Source organism: Methylomicrobium lacus LW14 (genome assembly GCF_000527095.1).
Taxonomy (GTDB): Bacteria; Pseudomonadota; Gammaproteobacteria; order Methylococcales; family Methylomonadaceae; genus Methylomicrobium; species Methylomicrobium lacus.
Genome location: NZ_AZUN01000001.1, coordinates 3,708,540 through 3,727,194, shown reverse-complemented (window position 1 = coordinate 3,727,194; position 18,655 = coordinate 3,708,540). Strand labels below are relative to the sequence as shown.

Sequence of the window (18,655 nt, the reverse complement as noted above, 5' to 3'; positions counted from 1 at the left end):
GCGTGATTTAATGTGATTTGCCGAAAGGCAGTAGTTCGTCGATACGGCTGTTAGGCCAGGTAGGCAGTTTTTCGAGGGTGTCTTTTAGCCAGGCCGAAGGATCGAGGCCGTTGAGCTTGGCCGTGCCGAGCAAGGTTTGAATCACAGCCGCGCGTTTTCCGGCGCGTTCCGAGCCTGCAAAGAGCCAGTTCTTTTTACCCAAAGCGATAGGTCGGATGCTGTTTTCAATCGGGTTGTTGTCGATTGGCAGATCGCCGGTTTCAGCATAGCGTGTGAGAGCGATCCAGCGTTTCAAGCTGTAGTCGATGGCTTTAGCGGTCGCGGTATTGGGCGCGGCGTGGGTTCGGGTGCGTTGCAGCCAGTCGTGCAGGCCGGCCAGTGCCGGCCGGCTTTTCTCGGCACGCAGGCGTTGGCGTTCCGCTGAACTCAGGCTTTGGCCTTCGGCTTCAATCGCATACAGCACCGCGATGCGCTGTAAGGCTTCTTGCGCAATCGGGCTCTGGCTGGCCTGGAACAGGTCGAAGAATTTCCGCCGCGCATGCGCCCAACACGCCAGTTCGATACATGGCTCAAGCCGAAGTCGAGTTTCGGGATGGGCGCGGGCGGCCGCAAACAAGGCTTTATAGCCGGCGTAGTCGTCGACCACGAGATGGCCTTGCCAATCGCCTAGAAACTGCCCGGCATGCCGGCCGCTGCGACCGGCTTGATAGTCGAAGACGATGATCTTGGGCCCCGGTTGTAGGTCATTGCTGCGGTAGGCCCACAGGTAGGCTTTCTTGGTTTTGCCGTTGCCGGGATCCAGTTGCGGCACCGGCGTTTCATCGGCATGAAGACTCGGCCGTTGTTGAAGATGCCAGGCCAGGCGATCCGCCAAAGGTTCCAAGGCGACGCCGAGACGTCCGACCCAGTCGGCCAGGGTGGAACGGGACAAGATCACGCCGTCGCGGGCGGCGATCTGCTCCAAGCGGTAGAGCGGCAGATGGTCCTGGAATTTGCTGATCATCACCCAGCTCAACAAGCCGACCGCCGCCAGACCGCCATCGATCACCGCCGGCGGAATCGACGCCGCCGTCACGGTCTCGCAGCTCCGGCAGGCATATTGCGGGCGGATATGGCGATGGACGAAGAACTTCGCCGGCTCGACATCCAGTTGCTCGGTCACATCTTCGCCGATCTTGACCAACTCCCGGCCGCAGTGCCCGCAGGTGCAGGATTCGGGTTCGTGGCGGTGTTCGATGCGCGGCAAGTGAGACGGTAACGGTTGCCGGCCGGCGCGCAGGCGTTTGGGGCGGACCACCGTGGTACAAGGACTGGCATCTTGCAGTTGCTCGACTTCCGCGTCGATGGCCGAAATATCCGTGTTCCAGGTTTCCTCGAACACATCCCGCTGCAGCGGGGCCAAGGCTTCGCTCTTGGTGCTGAAACGGATGCGCTTGTAATACGCCAACTCGTGGGTCAGCGCGGCGATTTTGACGTCTTTGCTCTGAATGGCTTTGGCATCCCGCTCAGCCTGCTCGATCAGCGCTTGAATCAATGCGGCTACTTCGGTTTTTGCCGAAGGCTCCAGGTTCAACTGATCGAGTTTGGCGAGGGGATTCATGGCCGTTATTATACTGCATAAACCCACTGAACGCCTTGATTTTACTAGGTTTCAATACCGTACCTTACACCCGCCATTCTGTTGACGGTTGTGCCGATAGCCGTTGCCAATCGACACCAGCCACAAGCCACTGCCACTGGGCCTGACTGAGCGCAAAGACCGGGTCAGAGGCTTTGGGCCAAACAAAACTGCCTCGATGCAACCGCCGCTGGCACAGCCAAACCCCATTGCCGTCCCACAGCAACAGGCGCAAGCGGTTGCCGGCACGGTTGCGGAAGATGAAGGCCGATCCGCAGCCAGGCGGGTGCCCCAGGCTTTGCTGGACGATTGCGGTTAAGCCATCCAGGCCGCGCCGCATATCGACCGGCGCCACCGCCAGCCAGATCTGTGCCGGACTCGCAATCAAGCCAGGCATCGCAACAACTCAGCCACCCAGCGCGCTGATACGGTAGCGGACAACTCCAGGCGGTGGCCTTGGGCATGCGTGAAGACAATCGCGGCAGGCGCAGACGGTTGAACATGCACTGGTATTAAGGCTGCCGACTCTGGCTGGGGCAATTTGCGATAGTCGCTCAAACGCGCCGTGAAGGTACGGACATTGAGTTGCCGCTCGGCGCAATACGCGGCTTGTGATAGCCCGCTACGTTGCCACGCTTCAATATGCTGACGCCATTTCGCTGTGATAGCCATGCCAAAACTCCTGACAAAAAAAGGACAGGATGCAACAGACGAAAATTATTTTATAGGCGGTACGGTTGAACGCTTACAATCCGATCCCATGAAAGCCGGAATAGGCAAAGCAAGGAAATATGATTTGATCCTGCTTTTGTCCATTAAAATCATGACACTCTGCCTTAACCAGTTTGGCTTTCGTGGTTATGGGGCCACCGGCAAGACATGACCAATTTTCACAGCCTGGGCCATCAACCAGGATGGCCCGATGATGGTCTCTTTCCCCCAAAAAAGCCACGTTTTCATACTCGAAGATCTTTGTTCGAAATGGCGGTGAAAAGGCATCGCGAATTGCTGTCTCGACGATAGCACTCATTTTTAGGGTAGCGTCCTCGTCATCACGGGCCTCAGTCAGCGACATCCTGACTTCGAGATGACTAATATTTTTTCCAGAGATATTTAAAGTTTTATGTCCTCCAAGTACCGGCTTCACAGCCGAACAACCCACAAGCGCCGCTAATACAACAGTCACCGCATATAACGCAGTAGCTTGATCATCAAAACAGACCTTCATAAACATTTCCCCATTAATAAATCGTGTCCCATCAATTTCAATTGATGAGGAAATGAAATTTTGATTACAGTCTGACTCCGGCAACGAAGGATGCAAAAACCCCTCCGAAGGGATGCCTCAAATTTTTATCTTCACTCCCTTGTTCAAAAGCGCAGGACCTTCCAATGGCTCATCCTTCTTTCCGGCATTTGGGGCAATATAGAAAAAAACCCAATCCGGCAAATTTTTTGAAATCCTCAAAAAGAGTTGTTCATAGTCAAACCCCTCGACAAGTTTTGATTGAATTTTATGCCAATGTTCATTGATCAAGCCGGCTTCATCGCGTTCCTCTGTAATTTTGCCAAAGCCTATGCCAAAAAGGCCATCGTATGCGTAACAGGGATGGGTTGTTTTGCTTGCCGCATCCTCGACGCATTCCGTTTTTGTCATTTGTCCAATCCATCCCGACTTGGATGGAATCGGAGGCGAGGCAAGGCACGACCAATTTTCGCATCCTGGGCCATTGACTCGAATATATCGATGCTGATCAACGGCACCAAATACTGCCTCATTTTCGAATTCGAAAATCTTGGCCTCATATGGCGGTAAAAATGCTTTGCGAACCGCAGCTTCCATAATGGCGCTCATTTTTAGAGTCGCATCTTCTTCATCGCTCGCATCATTTGCCGGCATCCAGGCTTCGAGATGACTCGAATTTTTAACCAAGTCCAAATAGCTCCCGGATGTCAAAATTTTAGCGGCGTAAATTCCAGCTCCAATGCCATTGGGTAGCGCACCGGAAATCTGGGGCCTTCCGACGTCCAAAGCGATTCCACTCGCCTGCCAGAGTACCGTATCGGTTAGCTTACTGTGGCTTTTGGGTAGCCCATAGGTAAGCATTGCTACCTTTTTATTAGTCGTTCCCCCGCAACCGCTAACTGCAATCGTCAGACATAACAAGAACATCGCCTTCGTAGATTTAGCTTTCATCATAAAAATACAGAATAAAGAAAGAAATTTCCCCGCTACGCGGGGCCCCTATTTTATTACACACCCCACGCACCTTCGGTGAAACAGCCCCCGCCCGCTGGAAGCCGCAGCCGGCAAGGGTTTGCGCCGTGTCCCAGTGATGGGACTCGCCTGTTTTACGGTGTCCCAGTGATGGGACAAGCCGCGTAGTTCCAGGCTCGCAGCCCGGTCAAATTTACGGGTATTTCCCGCATCGATGATATTTCTCCGTCCAATATACATAGGGAAATCATCCATGAAATCCATCAAAGTTTACCTTGCCGACGAGCTCTACCAGGCGATAAACAGCCTTGCCGAAAGCGCCGGTAAATCCAAATCCGCGCAAGCCGAAAGGCTACTCTATGCCGCCATTTATCATCAAAAAAGCAATGAAGAGTTGCGAACAATCCGCGCAGAAATTCAAGTTATTTTGCGCACGATTGCTTCAATCTATTTGATCACAAAGCGCGGCTTGTCGGCAGCCGATGAAGACCAAATCGGCGAAAAAATCGATGCTGTTTTCCAGCGTCTGCTCGAACGGGCGCGCGATCTGGAGGTGGATTTATGAGCGCAAGAAAAGGTTGGGTCCATGATTTTATTCGCGGCTGGAACGTAACCAAAACTCAAGGGGAAATGTTATTTTTCTCGGTGCTATGGGGTGCCCTATCGCTAATGCTCATTGTCAGCGTCATGTCGATAATTACGGTCGGAAAACGCGCTACGGCATTTGAACGAATCATTTACTACGCGTGGCTGGAAGCAAAAATCTATTCCGTATTGTACCCCTCAGGACGCATTCAAATTACCTTGGACGGAAGCCAAAAATCGTTCCGTTCAAGCGAAATATTAAAAGAACCCGGCGTCATTGCCAATGCTGAAAAAATCAATCGACAAATCGTTTTTTGTCTTTCTGTCGGAGGATCATGCAGCTTGGGTATTATGATTTTTTATGCTCGCCGGGCTCGTATAAAGGGCGAAGAACTACGCCTTGACGAATACCTGCGCGGCGCGCGAATCGTAGACCCAGAAGTGCTGGAGAAAGCATTGAAGGATGAAGGTCTCAACTCGGATTTGCAGGTCGGCAACGTGTCACTGATTATCGACACCGAGACACAACACACGATGATTAGCGGCGCTCCGGGCACCGGAAAATCGGTGCTTATTTCCGGGCTGCTTGACCAGATTCGAGCGCGAGGCCAAAGGGCTATTATCTATGATATTTCAGGAGATTTCGTAGAGCGATTTTACCTGCCGGGAGACACGATTTTAAACCCGATGGACGGCCGATCACCATCGTGGAATCCGTGGGTGGAATGCACGTCGGAATTCGACTTTGAGCGCATTGCCGAGAGCCTGGTACCGGAAGGCGAAGGTGATCGATTCTGGGCCGACGTCGCCCGCGCACTGGTCGCAGGAGCCATGTTGAAAATGTGGCGGGAAGGCAATTTCAACCTCTTGCGCTTGCTCGAACTGATGCTGGTCGCCGACATGAGCGAACTCGCCGAAGCCGTCAAAGGCACCGAAGCAGCCTCGCTGATTACCGGCGATGAATCGGGCTCGAAGCTGGCCATTTCGATCCGGGCGAGTGCGGCGGCGTATGTGCGCTGTTTAAAACTTTTACCGGTCAAAGGCGATCCATTTTCGATCCGAAAATTCATTGAGGAAGATGGAAACGGCTGGCTTTTTATTAGCAGTCGGATCGACTATCACGCGGCGCTTAGGCCACTGCTGTCGTGTTGGTTGGATTGCGCAGCCGCCGCACTATTGTCAATGAAACCGGATCGTCAACGGCGGATTTTTTTCGTGCTCGACGAGCTGCCGAGCCTGCAAAAAATGCCCTCGATACCGCGCCTTTTGGCAATGGGTAGAAAATACGGAGCGGCCGGTATTTTGGGAATCCAATCGGTCGCTCAACTCCGGGAAGTGTATAAAAAAGACGGCGCGGAAGCACTGGCCGGCCTGTGTTCCACACACGCTATTTTTCGGGCTCCTGACCCCGATACGGCGGATTGGGCGTCGAGAATGGCAGGCGAAAGGGAAACCGATCAGGCAGGCGAGAGTCACGCTTATTCGCCGAATGAAAGCCGCGATGCAGTGACCCTGAACGGCGGCCGCAAAATCGATAAATCCCTCTTGCCATCAGAAATTTCCGGTCTGGAAAACCTCCGGTGTTTTCTGAAACTGGCTGGCAATTATCCAATCACAAAAGCCAGTTTAATCCCCCAAAACAGGCCCTCCTTGGCAGAGCCTTATGTCACCTCTGATCCCGGCTTGTCCATTGGTTCACGGATGGGATTAGTCCCTCAAATCGAAGAAAACCCGAGCGTAATACAAGATCCATCTATTTCCCTTACCGATGATGTTGCGATGGATAAATTATTGTAGGAGAACATCAATGCTATCGGTCAGCCAAATTACCAACAGCGCTGGAGCGGCCACCTATTTCGGCGGGAAGGACGATAAAAACAACGAAGACTATTACACCAAAGAAGACGTTTCTGCGGAGTGGCACGGCAAAGGTGCCACTGCCCTAGGACTGAGTGGTGAAGTCGATCCAGAGCGGTTCAAGGAGGTTTTGGAAGGCAATTTAGGCAACGGCGTCACGCTTGGGCGAATCGGTCAAAACGGCGAAAACGAGCATAAAGCTGGCTGGGACTTGACGTTTTCGGCGCCAAAATCCGTATCGATTTTGGCGGAAGTTGGCGGTGATAAAAGATTGATAGACGCGCATAAAGAGGCTGTTAAAGCCACGCTCGACGTGATTGAATCCAGGGCCGCCATGACGCGTGTAAAGATGGGCGGTGAAATGGAAAAGCAATTGACCGGCAATTTGGTGGTTGCCGCGTTCAAGCATGAAACATCCCGCGAAATGGATCCCCAATTACACACCCATGCAGTCGTCGCAAATGCGACGCTGAGTGAGGACGGAAAATGGCGAAGTCTCGAATCAAAAGATATTTATCGCCTGCAAAAAGAAGCAGGATTGATTTATCGACAAGAACTGGCAGCCATGACGCGCGCATTGGGTTACAGCATCGATAAAACGACAGTTGGAGAAGGAAAAAAAGGCGCACTGAGTTTCGAAATTGCGGGCGTCCACAAGGAATTGATGGACCATTTTTCCAAGCGCAGCCAGCAAGTAGAGGCCGCGCTTGAACAGAGAGGAAAAGACAGAAACAGCGCGACCGCGGCAGAAAAAGAAGTTGCAGCGCTGGCGACTCGAAAGGTCAAAACCACTGGTGACCGGGAAGAACTGCGTAACCAATGGAAAGCCGAAGCTGAAAAATTTCAGGATCTCAATCGTTTCGTCAAAACTGCCGAAAACTTCGCGGTTGAAGGCGGTTATAACAGTCGATCATTAAAGGAAGACAAGATCAACAAAGCAAATGAGGCGATTCAATTCGCGGTCCAAAAACTGTCAGAACGCGAAATGTCATTTCGAAAATCGGACCTTTTGGCAGAAGTCAGAAACCGAAATTTTGGCTCACTGGCTTCCGAAAAGGACATACAAGCCGCACTTTCGCGATGGGAAGGTCGAAGAGAAATTTTGCAACGAACAGTCGCTGATCGGTGGAATTCAAAGAAAGAAGTCGAGGGTTATACCACACCCGAAAATGTCAGAATCGAAGCCCAAATGATCACGGCGGCTTCGCTGGGAAAAGACCGGGTTTCAAGCATCATGAGCGATGCAGACGCGAAACGATTTGTTGCAAAAACCAGCACAAAAGGCCCGTACAAATGGTCGGATGATCAGTTAAAAACCACCGCCGCTTTGTTGTCGTCAAGGGATCAGTTCAATGCCGTGCAAGGGGCCGCCGGCGCAGCAAAAACAACCACAGTTTTGAAGACCTATATCGCAGAAGCGAAACGACGCGGGTACGATGTCCAGGGCATGGCACCAAGCGGAGCGGCCGCCAAACAACTCGAAGAGGGCGGCGGATTAAGCAGCAAAACAGTTGCAAAATTCCTGATCGATTTGAAGCGCGAAGAAGCCGAAAACAAAAAATTATTAAAGGAGCTCCACTATCGGACAAAAAAAGCCAATACCCCGCGATTCGAGCCCAATGTGGCACATTCGGCATGGAAAGGCTACTTTGTCAAAAAGATCGATGGCACGTGGCGCAAGGCCAACGTGATCGACTCTCTACTTCACCACACAATCAACCTCATCTATAAAGAATACCAAAAACACAGGGCCTATCAGGCGCAGGCGAAGCTCGAAAAATCTGGCTATTCGAAGCGGGTATGGATCGTCGATGAAGCCGGCATGGTGGGCACCAAGCAGATGAAGGAACTCTTGAACGCAGCAAACAAATGGAACGCTCGTGTGATCTTCGTGGGCGATACCAAGCAGTTGGCTTCTGTTGAAAGCGGACGCGCCTTTCATCAAATGCAGAGCGTGATGCGGACGCACAGACTCGAAACCATCGTCCGTCAACGTGATCAAAACTTGCTCAGCGCGGTCTACGCCTCCTACCGCGACCGGGCCGATATCTCGGTTCACACCATTCAAAAGGCAATGAAAAACCTCAAGGAAATTGGCAGCGATGCAATTGATCGATACAGAACCGTTGCCAAAGAATACACCAAATTATCGCCGGAGCAGCGCGAAAAAACGTTGGTGTTGGAACCTAGCAGAAACGGGCGAAACATCGTCAATCAAATGATCCGGGACGAACTGAAAAAAGAAGGTACCGTGCACGGCCCCGAATTTGGATCAAGCCGCCTTGTTGCCAAAGGCTTTACTGAGGCGGAAAAAGCGCAGGCCGACAGTTATAGACCAGGAGACGCCATCAAATTCCAGCGCGATTACAAAAACCTGGGGGCCAACAAGGACGCCGATTACCTCGTTGACAAAGTCGACAAACGGAATAACGTCGTCCACTTAACCTCCTCACATGGAGAAACCGTGGCGTGGAATCCGGCCAAATACGGCAAAGCGGAAGCCTTCGATCGTGTAGGCGGTGGCTTGGCCGCAGGTGACCGCGTCATCTGGACCAAAAACGACAAAAATCGGGACATGATGAATTCCGACAAGGCCACGGTGTTAAAAATCGAAGGTTCCGTTGCGACTTTCAAAAACGATGCCGGCAAAAAGTTCGATGTAGATCTGAATAAATGGGGGCATTGGGACTTGGCCTATGCACAGACAGTCCATTCAAGCCAAGGACGTACAGCCGAACGGGTCATCGCACATTTGGAATCAACCCGGGCAAATCTAGTACATCAAAGGTCCTTATATGTGGCAATAAGTCGCGCAAAGGACGAGGCCATAATTGTCACAGATAACGCGGAAGAACTGAAGGCAGCGGTTTTCAATCGCTCGGGAGAAAATAGCATTGCAAACAAAGATGGTCATGACCAAAACGACAAGGAGACAATTCAGCCTACCCGAACACTCACACCACCCAAGATTTCACAGGAAGACCTAGACATTTTGCTCGGAAATAACAGAAAAAGTAAAGCAGTCGAAGCCGACAAAAATCGTAGTGCTGGACTGGATCGGTAAAGGCAAATGGCGGTTGAGCCTGGGATTGCGTATTCTTGCTCAATGCTGCCGTCTAAAATTATGTAAATTGGCCAGCTTTTCCTACTCTAAAGCGGCCACTAGCTATCGATCGTGGAAATGAGCTGCAGTCGGCCAAAACCGGTCGATCAAAATTTCAGAATAATGACCGTTGAATGTTCAAAAGCAGTTATATAACCTCTTTTCGATGATTCGATAGCTTGGAAATTTAATATCCTCCACAGATTAACAACTATAGAGTGCCAGGAGATCGTCGACCGAACCAACATGCGTCTTAGATAAAGCTTCGATTTTTGAGTACTGCATAGGTACAACTCCGCTACAAACAAGGCACGAAACGATATTGGGCTCTTGAATGCCTGTGAAACGTTGTAAGTGCTCAAGATTTCGTTCGAGGATAGAAACGCGGATTAAGTGCTTTTTTAAACTATCAGGCTTTCCATCAACATTTGCACCTTGAAAACTGGAAATCAATGCCGCAATCTCTGAATAGTTTCGAGCTAACGACAGATCTTTACACTCAATTACCAAAACGTCTTGTCGATCCGGCCTCCAGGCAAGGACATCGACATCACCGAAGTTCTGTTCCGTCTTTTGGTTGAGAATTTCTGGAATTTCAATGTTTTCTCGAATTTTCCAGCCAGCATCCAACAAACGTTGCGCAACCTCAGCGTTGAAGCTATGCCCCTCACTAGCCTTTCCCCACCAAGTATTTTTCATTTCGTCGGACCGAAAAAAGGACTGGTCAAAGCGGCCACTATAAGTTTCAGCAACGACATAAGCAAAACCTTTTCGGAGCGCAGCAGGGGCAATAAGCAATTGCGAATCATTGCTTTCGTCTACTTTCAGAATTGGACGAGTCACGAATGACAACCTTCTGCCAAACCGCCATGGATAAATGTCTTTTATCGCAAAGCCTTTCGATGGTTTATCCCAGCGGTGTCGAGTTTTAAGCGAAAATTGCTCAAGGAACTTTAAGGCAGAATCTTCTGAAACTTGGTCTGAGCAAACCAAAGGGAAATATTCGCTTTGGGAAATGCTATAGATTGCAGAATGATCGGTGATACCTTTGTCCTCTAAGGAATCAATTATGTTGCGAGCCTCATCCAAGTCAAAGCCCATCTCGACTCTCCAAATGCGCAAGAATTCCTCGTCGATTTGGCCTTTACTTGTAGAAGTAAAAACCGGTTCGTCGTAGTTCTTTTTTTGCAAAGGGGCGTTGGCGATGAATTTCTCACCCAACACCCGCGACAACATTGGCTGAACTACCAAATCCACAAAATCATCACGCAATAATACATCGCCAAGAGAGGAAATTGTAAGTTCAGGTGCCAGCGCGCTGTAGTGGATTGCATCAGAGAGGCCTCCGATGCGAACAAGCAAAGAAGCCCGCGCTATCAATTTGCTCAATTCAATGTCCGATAGCTGTGCGCCATCATTCAAAGGGCATACGCACACGGCCATCTCAATCAACACGCGGCTTGCAATGCCAGCGCCGGCAAACTTTGATGTCTGCTCTGTATATTTTTGGACGGTGCTATCAACGCTGCCATGGAGTCCGATGATTGCCGCTGAAGTTCGCTTCCACCAGTCCAATTCCACGCTAGATTTTTCGTTGTTGGCAACTAACCTCTTTAGTGTTGAAACGCGTTCAAAGCAAACAAGCATTTCGCAGATTTCTGCTAGCAATACATCGACGACATTTCCTAGAAAGTTGGTACAAGCTTCCCTTCCTTCAATTTTGTTGCCCAACATTCGATCATATACACGCCAACCCAGACCAATTTTCGCCGTAGCGTCGTCAATCTCGTCTATGATGACAAGCTTTTCCGATAGCGTATCATGCACATAATCAATAAAGTGGTGAGCATGGATGACATGGAAACTACGGGCTTCCTGATTTTGAACGACATTCCTTGTAATCTCTTCTGCTTCTCTATCACTATCTGTCACGTTTAGAAGATGCAGGAAAGCACGCGAAATATTGAGGACAAATAACCGCTCTGCGACATTCTCTGCAATGCCAAAACCGCTTAAAAAACCTGCTTTGAAGACCGCTTTAATGGCATTCGGCTCCTCGTACTCTTTAATGACACAAAATTCGCTTAGGTCATCGGCCTTGGCTTTTTGTCCAGGTTCCTTCGGCGGATCAATATCTTGAAACTCGACATACACTTTTAAATTTGTTGTCTTTGTCAGATGCCCTGCGTACCTATCGAGTTTACTACCGATGCGGTGCAGCCATTCGTTTGCCATCTCCCACAGCCGAAATTCAATGTCTCTGTCTGCAATATTTGGGGCAGTTAGTGAAAGCCATAGCAGCAATTTACCTTCATAAACAGACGTGAACATCCCATCCAGCGCGTGACCCACTGATGCATAAAGACGGCGAGCACTCTCGCTGGTAAAAAATGGGTTAGGCCCTAAATGCTGAACATCGTGCCAGACACCGGTATTATCGACTGCGCGATGGCGATCATAGCCAAGATCGGCCTCAGCTCGCACCCCTCGAAGAAGGTTAACAGGAAGATTGAGCATCAAAGGCTGCTCGGGCGAAACCTCCTCGTCTAAGAGCTGGGCGTGCGGCACAAAGTGTCCGTCATTGCTGCGCACCCAGCCGATGAGGTTCAGTATGCCGTTCGGGTTGACAATACGCACTCCATTCTTCGTCACAGCCTCAAGTCCATCTTGAATACGCCAGAAATAACTGGGATTCATATCACTGAGCCAACTAAGGCGAACGAGGTCGGCTGCGGACATGCTTTCGAAACGCCACTTAGGATGATTGACCTTGATTTCTTGAGTTAGATAGCCCTTTCCCCATCCGCAGCCGACCAGGACTATCACGCCTTTCTTAAAGTCGGAGCGTTTCGATAGTTGTTCTATCGCGCTGCTGATTGATTCCTGCAAAGCATCTGTAAGCGCGCCCTCGTCCTGATACGCTGACTTAAAACCACCATCGTCATGCGTTGCCACGGAAGTCAGAAACAAGTGGTAAGAAATGAAATAACCGTGATCGACCTCAAATGCGAATGTAGACAAGCGATTCGGGCCTAATTTTTTCCACAAGACGGGAGCACGCCTCCGTCCACCCAATAGCGGTGTATTGAAGAATAATTCTGTGTAGTTCTTTGCAAGCGAACTATTAAAGGCATCAGTCAGACCACCTTCAATCATATGCGCTATCACAAAATCCCTGGCCGCAACGGATAGTGCTGATGGTAAGGCAACTGAGAGGTGTGTGCTGGATTGGAGTATAAGCGGACAGCGATCCAAATCGCTACAGCCAATTTGCTGCTCGACTAGACTATCTCGCATCTGATGATCAAACAGGAATGGTGCGATATCAGATTTAGTGACCCCTTTCTCCCTAAGTTCCTCAAATGAGAGGGTAACCCTTGATATTAGAGCATTGCGTCCTGGAAGTTTACGTGCAGAAAGTGCTGTATTCCGCTCATCCGATCCAAGTTGATAACGGCGCAAACCTGCCTGTTCGCAAACTATGTCAGATATGATAAGAATGGCATGAAAACTTCTTTTGATCCGCCCGAATTCCCCAGTATCAGGCATTGTTGAAACAACTTCCAAAATACGTTGTGTGTAGAAGCCAGCTGCTTCCCAGACGCCTTCAACAAGACGATAATTTCCGTTGCAGTCAGTTACTAGTGATACAAAGACGTCTTCCGCAGGGTCTTCACCTATTACACATCGAGATTTTCCAATTTGAAAAAACCAGCGCACCGCATTATCAATATTAGGTTTCTTCCTACCTTTACAGAAAATCACAGCCAATGCGACCAGTGTTTCAAGCCTGATACACGCCGTTTGGTATTCTGGGAGCGTCAAAAGACCTGCCAGAAGCGGAATGGTAATGTTGGGATCGTAGTGGGATAGATCACGGATGAGAGCCTTGTTGTCGTCTGCAATCTCTTGGATGGTTACAGATAGTGAAGCCCATCGCATTTGCTCATCAAAAATTGACTTAAGTACTTTCCAGTCGATATTCGCATCATCATGTGACATTAGAATTTTTTCTCCTTGATCTTTTAGTTGGTGGTGCGAATATAGCGGATGGGATTTTGAAAACAGGCCGGTATCACGTAAAAGCGAATTGCCGCCATAGATCAAACAGCGGCCATTAAAGCACATCATCTTAACAGACAACTATAGGTCGACTTCTGCCGGTCAATCCACATAAAACCAACCATTGCCAATGGCCGCTTTGCAATAACTTCAGATTGCTGGTTTGAAACAAGGATAGCTGGCCGTTTTATTGGAATGCTCAGGATTACATCCGCCTTTATTATGTACCCATTTTATCCACAATAACTGTGGATAATGTTGTTAGTCGAGAGCGTCAAAGCCTGAATTCACGCGGCCTCCGGTCGATTAGATCAAAATTTGATCATACGATCCTGTCCAGGAAGAAAAGGGACAAAGTGTATCCCGAAGATACACCTTGGTGGAAATGCTTTCCCAGCCCTACCCTTGGAGAGATATATTCCGAGATTCATATGGTGTGAGCAAGGACTAGACGAAGTTGTATCTAATAGATACAACTTCGCGGCGGTGAACAATCTCCAATCTGCCGTCTTTGTCTCCTTAAAGCGGCTACGGGAATTTTTTCATCAGCACTTCCAAATTCTTAACAGAACTCGGATATGTATTGACCCGTCGGCCATGGTGTCACATCATGTGACACTCATTCAGCGAGCCACCGCAGTTTGACCGTCACTGGCGGCCGAAGATGATCGAGGCAAACGGTTCGCTACGCTCGACCGGCGGCGCCCCGGCGGCGATGGCTCGGCATCAAGGGCAAAGTGTATCTAAAAGATACAGCCGACCGGCGAAGGTGATCGTAAGTTGACCGGCGGCGATACGGCGGCAGGAACTCGGCGCGATCGATCGGCGGCGGCCAGGGCAACCGGCTCGCTGCGTACCACCGCGGCGACCCGGCGGAGATGGATCGGCATCAAGGGTAAAGTGTATCTAAAAGATACAGCAGACCGGCGAAGGCTATCGAAACATGAATGGCGGCGAACCGAAGCAGGGAAAACGGTGACAAAGGCCATGGTGTCACATCATGTGACACTCATTCCATCGCCAGTTTGACCGCCACGGGCGACCGAAGGATAATCGAGGCAACCGCCGGCGTCAGCAAAAAAGTGTATCTAATTAGATACACTTTTGAACACCGCTTCCCTCGCCCCTGCTGAATGTCTTACGTGAATCGCGGTAGCCCGGCAGCGATAGCGCCCCAAAGGCTTAGCAAACACAGCGTCGTAGCACGATTGGATCCGCAAAGGAGACACACACCCGCTTACGCTCCACCGGCGGCGACCCGGCTGCGATGGGCCGGCATCAAGGGCAAAAGTGGTATCTAAAAGATACAGCCACCGCGAAGGCCTTCGTAAGTTGACTGCTATGATCCGGCGGCAGGAACCCGGCGCGACCGATCGGCGGCGACCCTGGCGGCCGATGGCTCGGCATCAAGGGCAAGTGGTATCTAAAAGGTGCAGCAGACCGGCGAAGGCTATCGTAAGTTGCGGCGATACGGCGGCAGGAACCCGGTGCGACGAATCGGCGGCGGCAGGGCAACCGTGCCCGCTGGTCCACCGCGGCGACCCGGCGGAGATGGCTCGGCATCAAGGGTAAAGTGTATCTAAAAGATACAGCGAAACAGACAGCGACCGGCAAAGGTATCGTAAAGTTGACCGGCGGCGATACGGCGGCAGGAACCCACGCCCGATGGCGGCGGCCAGGGCAACCGGCCCGCTGCGCTCCACCGGCGGCGACCCGGCTGCGATGGCTCGGCATCAAGGGCAAAGTGTATCTAAAAGATACAGCCGACCGGCAAAGGTGATCATAAGTTGACCGGCGGCGATACGGCGGCAGGAACCCGGCGCGACCGATCGGCGACGGCCAGGGCAACCGGCCCGCTACGCTCGACCGGCGACGCCCCGGCGGCGATGGCTCGGCATCAAGGGCAAAGTGTATCAAAAAGATACAGCCGACCGGCGAAGGTGATCGTAAGTTGACCGGCGGCGATACGGCGGAGATGGATCGGCATCAAGGGTAAAGTGTATCTAAAAGATGCAGCCGACCGGCGAAGGCTATCATAAGTTGCCGGCGATGCGGAGGCAGGAACCCGGCGCGACCGATCGGCGACGGCCAGGGCAACCGGCCCGCTGCGCTCCACCGCGGCGACCCGGCTGCGATGGCTCGGCATCAAGGGCAAAGTGTATCTAAAAGATACAGCCGACCGGCGGAGGCTATCGAAACATGAATGGCGACGAACCGAAGCAGGAAAACGGTGACAAACGGCCATGGTGTCACATCATGTGACACTCATTCCATCGCAGTTTGACCGCCACGGGCGACCGAAGATAATCGAGGCAACCGGCCGGCGTCAGCAAAAAGTGTATCTAATAGATACACTTTTGAACACCGCTTCCCTCGCCCCTGTGAATGTCTTACGTGAATCGCGGTAATTTTTCATTGATACGCCCAAATTCTTAGCAAAAACACATTGTCTGTATAGGACAATGTGCTTCGATACCTTCTATCATCAAAGAAAAAGTGTCACATAATGTGACACTTTCTTCATCGAATAGCTGCCCTGTGCTGCCAAGCATTTCAAGCATTTCAAAAAATCGTTTCCCAAGCAACTGATATCTCCAGTGATCCATGTTTGGATTAGTTCATTTTTGGAGAGAAATAATGTTGTCTAGATTTGTTAAACAGCTATTTGGCGGTGAAGAAGATTTTGTTGAAGCCGAGAAACTGATCAACAGAATAAAACGAAACGGGAAGGCTTCGGATATTCATATTGGAAATGTGCCTCTTATACGTGATACCGAGACCCAGCACATGATGATCAGCGGTGCCGTTAGCACCGGTAAAACAGACCTGATATCCGGCATCCTTGATGAGATTCGAGCGAGAGGACAACGTGCTATTATTTTCGACCTCAATGGTGAATATATTGCGCGATTTTATCGTGAAGGTGACACGATCTTAAATCCGATGGATAGCCGTTCACCTGCTTGGAATCCTTGGATAGAGTGTGCCTCGGAATTTGACGTCGAGAGCATCGCCGAGAGCCTGGTACCTGAAGGCGAAGGTGATCGATTTTGGACCGATGCTGCCAGAGCACTAATCGCAGGCGCTATATTAAAAATGTGGCGGGAAGGCAATTTTAATTTGAATCGTCTGCTCGAATTGATGTTGGTAGCCGACATGAGCGAATTAGCTGAAGCAATCAAAGGAACTGAGGCTGCGGCATTAATACCAGGAGATGAGTCCGGTTCAAAATTGGCACTTTCGATTCGGGCAAGTGCTGCGGCCTACGTGCGGTGCCTGAAGCTTTTGCCGGCAGAAGGAGACCCATTTTCGATCCGAAAATTCATTGAAGAAGATGGAAACGGTTGGCTTTTTATTAGCAGTCGGATCGACTATCACTCGGCGCTCAAACCGCTTTTGTCGTGCTGGTTGGATTTCGCAGCCGCCGCCCTATTGTCGATGAAACCGGACCGGCAAAGACGAATTTTTTTCGTCCTTGACGATCTTTCCAGCCTGCAAAAAATGCCGTCCATTCCTAGGTTATTGTCGATGGGGCGAAAGTACGGCGCAGCCGGCATTTTGGGAATTCAATCGGTCGCTCAGCTGCGTGAAGTCTATAAAAAAGACGGAGCGGAGGCATTGGCCGGCCTTTGCTCTACTCATGCGATTTTCCGGGCGCCGGACCCTGACACAGCCGACTGGGCATCAAAAATTTTGCCCGATGCCCAGGGTGATAAGCAGGTCTGGCCAGCTCATATAAGCCAGCTGAAAAATTTGGCCTGTTATGTAAAGCTAAATGGCTATCCAGTTACGAAAGCCAATCTAACAATAAAGGATAGGCCTAATATTGCTGAGCATTTTATTGAAACCGACTTTTGCCAAAGTATTGCCTCAAAGTTGGAAATGAGCCCTGGAATATGATGATTTTCCAATGGGTAGTGCACCATCCAGAAAGTGGATTGGTATAGCAATAGTCTTGTTCGAAATACCAGACAGTATCGATGATCCCAACAACAAAGTGACTCAGATCTGTTTGGTTTCCGATTTTGGAGGACCACAAAAAGTGTATTTAATAGAGACAATCGACCGAGCAACTATTGCAACATGACCGATGCGGCGGATTGCCAGGGGAACAGCAGACCCGCTGCGCTCTGGCCGGTCCGACCGGTACCGGCCAGAGCGATCGGGCGTCAAGACCGAAGTGTATCTATTAGATACAGCGATATTTTAATTATCTGATGATAATTGGAGTAATCATGAATAGTGATTTTGAAAAGTGAAATTTTTCACTGAAAAAGTGAAATTTTTCACTGAAAAAGTGAAAAAATTATTCATAAATACTTCCCTGAGCGAGGCTTCTCCCCTCTCCAAGATGACTTTATCTGTCTGTCAGACGCTAAGCATGCCCGGATCAAAACAGCTTCTGGTTGTTTTGGGAGTCGCTCAATGAGGATCTGCTTGACGACGACGACACCAGCTGTTCTGTTTAGGTCGACGCGCCTATCGCTCGGAGGACACCGAAGCGGACTTGGAAGCCAAAGGCTACTGCATGCAGCCAGATTCCATCGCAAAGGCGCTCGCGGCAAGCCACTGACCGCCAGGAAAAAGCAATGGCAACAAGACCCGTTCCAAAACCCGCTGCCGGGTCAAGCACCTGTTTGCCTGGATGGCTCAATGGGCGGCAAGGCCGTGCGTTGCACCGGTCTCGCCCGCGCTGAAGTGTGCATCGGATTCATGAACCTAGCCTATAACAGGCGGTTTTGCACCCTCCGCAAGATAGCTGCGACTAGAAGATGCAGAACAGGGCTAAAAACCCAATGAAAAACACATGAAATCATAAAATTATGCTCAAAAGCCGATTTTGATCGCGCTGAATGGCTGGAATTCTGTTTTTTGTAATTTTAGAGTTTCCCTTATGGGGATTACCAAAGCGGAACTTAATCTAATGCGAATATAATCAAGCTTTAGACTTAATTTATTTGCTAGATAGAGGTGACTATGTTTAGATTCAAGCAAAGAACGAGAATGGCCAAAGGCGTGCGACTGAATATCGGCAGCAAAGTGATCAGCCTATCGCTTAGCGGAAGGGGCTGGACAATGAATATCTGGTAACAGGTGGGAAGGCATTGTTTTTCAGCGCGACCAGCAGCTCAAACTGCTGTGCGCATTCCAACGGTTCGGATTTTCGTTTTTAGCGCAATATATCGAAATCCAGCAGCTTCGCCTTGGCGGT

Annotated in this window: 11 protein-coding genes; 5 read left to right on the top strand and 6 right to left on the bottom strand. The window is 50.3% G+C overall.

Annotated features, from left to right (window positions below; translation table 11 throughout):
• Nucleotides 1-7 precede the first annotated feature (7 nt).
• The 5 genes from tnpC to METLA_RS0117310 form a co-directional block, all read right to left on the bottom strand.
• Nucleotides 8-1,600 carry an IS66 family transposase gene (tnpC, locus tag METLA_RS0117325; protein ID WP_024297764.1) on the bottom strand — a complete coding sequence of 531 codons (1,593 nt, stop codon included), beginning with the start codon at nucleotides 1,598-1,600 and terminating at the stop codon, nucleotides 8-10.
• A gap of 64 nt (nucleotides 1,601-1,664) precedes the next feature.
• Nucleotides 1,665-2,015: an IS66 family insertion sequence element accessory protein TnpB gene (tnpB, locus tag METLA_RS0117320; RefSeq protein ID WP_024296659.1), complete on the bottom strand. Its 351-nt coding sequence runs from the start codon at nucleotides 2,013-2,015 to the stop codon at nucleotides 1,665-1,667.
• The gene (gene tnpA / locus METLA_RS22195) at nucleotides 2,003-2,290 is read right to left on the bottom strand and encodes an IS66 family insertion sequence element accessory protein TnpA (protein WP_024297133.1); all 288 of its coding nucleotides are present in this window, start codon (nucleotides 2,288-2,290) and stop codon (nucleotides 2,003-2,005) included. Before tnpA ends, tnpB begins: the two co-directional genes overlap by 13 nt.
• Nucleotides 2,291-2,363: 73 nt before the next feature.
• Nucleotides 2,364-2,942: a hypothetical protein gene (locus METLA_RS0117315; RefSeq protein WP_152539485.1), complete on the bottom strand. Its 579-nt coding sequence runs from the start codon at nucleotides 2,940-2,942 to the stop codon at nucleotides 2,364-2,366.
• Nucleotides 2,943-2,963: 21 nt separating this feature from the next.
• A complete protein-coding gene (locus tag METLA_RS0117310; RefSeq protein WP_161635425.1) occupies nucleotides 2,964-3,815 on the bottom strand; it encodes a hypothetical protein in 852 nt (283 codons plus the stop codon).
• A gap of 274 nt (nucleotides 3,816-4,089) precedes the next feature.
• On the opposite strand from METLA_RS0117310, the gene METLA_RS0117305 reads away from it, so the two are divergent.
• From METLA_RS0117305 to mobF, 3 genes are read left to right on the top strand one after another with little or no spacing between them, the layout of a single operon-like run.
• Nucleotides 4,090-4,401, top strand: coding sequence for a hypothetical protein (locus METLA_RS0117305; RefSeq protein WP_024299739.1), 312 nt, complete (start codon nucleotides 4,090-4,092; stop codon nucleotides 4,399-4,401).
• Nucleotides 4,398-6,218 carry a type IV secretion system DNA-binding domain-containing protein gene (locus tag METLA_RS0117300; protein WP_024299738.1) on the top strand — a complete coding sequence of 607 codons (1,821 nt, stop codon included), beginning with the start codon at nucleotides 4,398-4,400 and terminating at the stop codon, nucleotides 6,216-6,218. The genes METLA_RS0117305 and METLA_RS0117300 overlap by 4 nt, the downstream gene beginning before the upstream one ends.
• 10 nt (nucleotides 6,219-6,228) lie before the next feature.
• On the top strand, nucleotides 6,229-9,342 hold the full coding sequence (gene mobF / locus METLA_RS21550) for a MobF family relaxase (RefSeq protein ID WP_024299737.1): 3,114 nt from the start codon (nucleotides 6,229-6,231) through the stop codon (nucleotides 9,340-9,342).
• Nucleotides 9,343-9,585: 243 nt separating this feature from the next.
• Here the strand turns inward: mobF and upx are convergent, their stop codons facing one another.
• Nucleotides 9,586-13,488: an anti-phage protein Upx gene (gene upx, locus METLA_RS0117290; RefSeq protein ID WP_245598822.1), complete on the bottom strand. Its 3,903-nt coding sequence runs from the start codon at nucleotides 13,486-13,488 to the stop codon at nucleotides 9,586-9,588.
• A 2,592-nt stretch (nucleotides 13,489-16,080) separates the two neighbouring features.
• Between upx and METLA_RS0117280 the strand changes: the two genes are divergently transcribed.
• Together METLA_RS0117280 and METLA_RS23980 are read left to right on the top strand one after the other, a co-directional pair.
• Complete coding sequence (locus METLA_RS0117280) at nucleotides 16,081-17,343, top strand: type IV secretion system DNA-binding domain-containing protein (RefSeq protein ID WP_024299734.1); 1,263 nt, start codon at nucleotides 16,081-16,083, stop codon at nucleotides 17,341-17,343.
• A gap of 1,077 nt (nucleotides 17,344-18,420) precedes the next feature.
• Nucleotides 18,421-18,534, top strand: coding sequence for a DUF4236 domain-containing protein (locus METLA_RS23980; RefSeq protein ID WP_084480172.1), 114 nt, complete (start codon nucleotides 18,421-18,423; stop codon nucleotides 18,532-18,534).
• Nucleotides 18,535-18,655 lie beyond the last annotated feature (121 nt).

Excerpts from the sequence above, each read along its gene's own strand:
- tnpC (WP_024297764.1), bottom strand. The coding sequence starts at position 1,600 with ATGAATCCCCTCGCCAAACTCGATCAGTTGAACCTGGAGCCTTCGGCA.
- tnpB (WP_024296659.1), bottom strand. The coding sequence starts at position 2,015 with ATGCCTGGCTTGATTGCGAGTCCGGCACAGATCTGGCTGGCGGTGGCG.
- tnpA (WP_024297133.1), bottom strand. The coding sequence starts at position 2,290 with ATGGCTATCACAGCGAAATGGCGTCAGCATATTGAAGCGTGGCAACGT.
- METLA_RS0117310 (WP_161635425.1), bottom strand. The coding sequence starts at position 3,815 with ATGAAAGCTAAATCTACGAAGGCGATGTTCTTGTTATGTCTGACGATT.
- METLA_RS0117305 (WP_024299739.1), top strand. The coding sequence starts at position 4,090 with ATGAAATCCATCAAAGTTTACCTTGCCGACGAGCTCTACCAGGCGATA.
- METLA_RS0117300 (WP_024299738.1), top strand. The coding sequence starts at position 4,398 with ATGAGCGCAAGAAAAGGTTGGGTCCATGATTTTATTCGCGGCTGGAAC.
- mobF (WP_024299737.1), top strand. The coding sequence starts at position 6,229 with ATGCTATCGGTCAGCCAAATTACCAACAGCGCTGGAGCGGCCACCTAT.
- METLA_RS0117280 (WP_024299734.1), top strand. The coding sequence starts at position 16,081 with ATGTTGTCTAGATTTGTTAAACAGCTATTTGGCGGTGAAGAAGATTTT.
- METLA_RS23980 (WP_084480172.1), top strand. The coding sequence starts at position 18,421 with ATGTTTAGATTCAAGCAAAGAACGAGAATGGCCAAAGGCGTGCGACTG.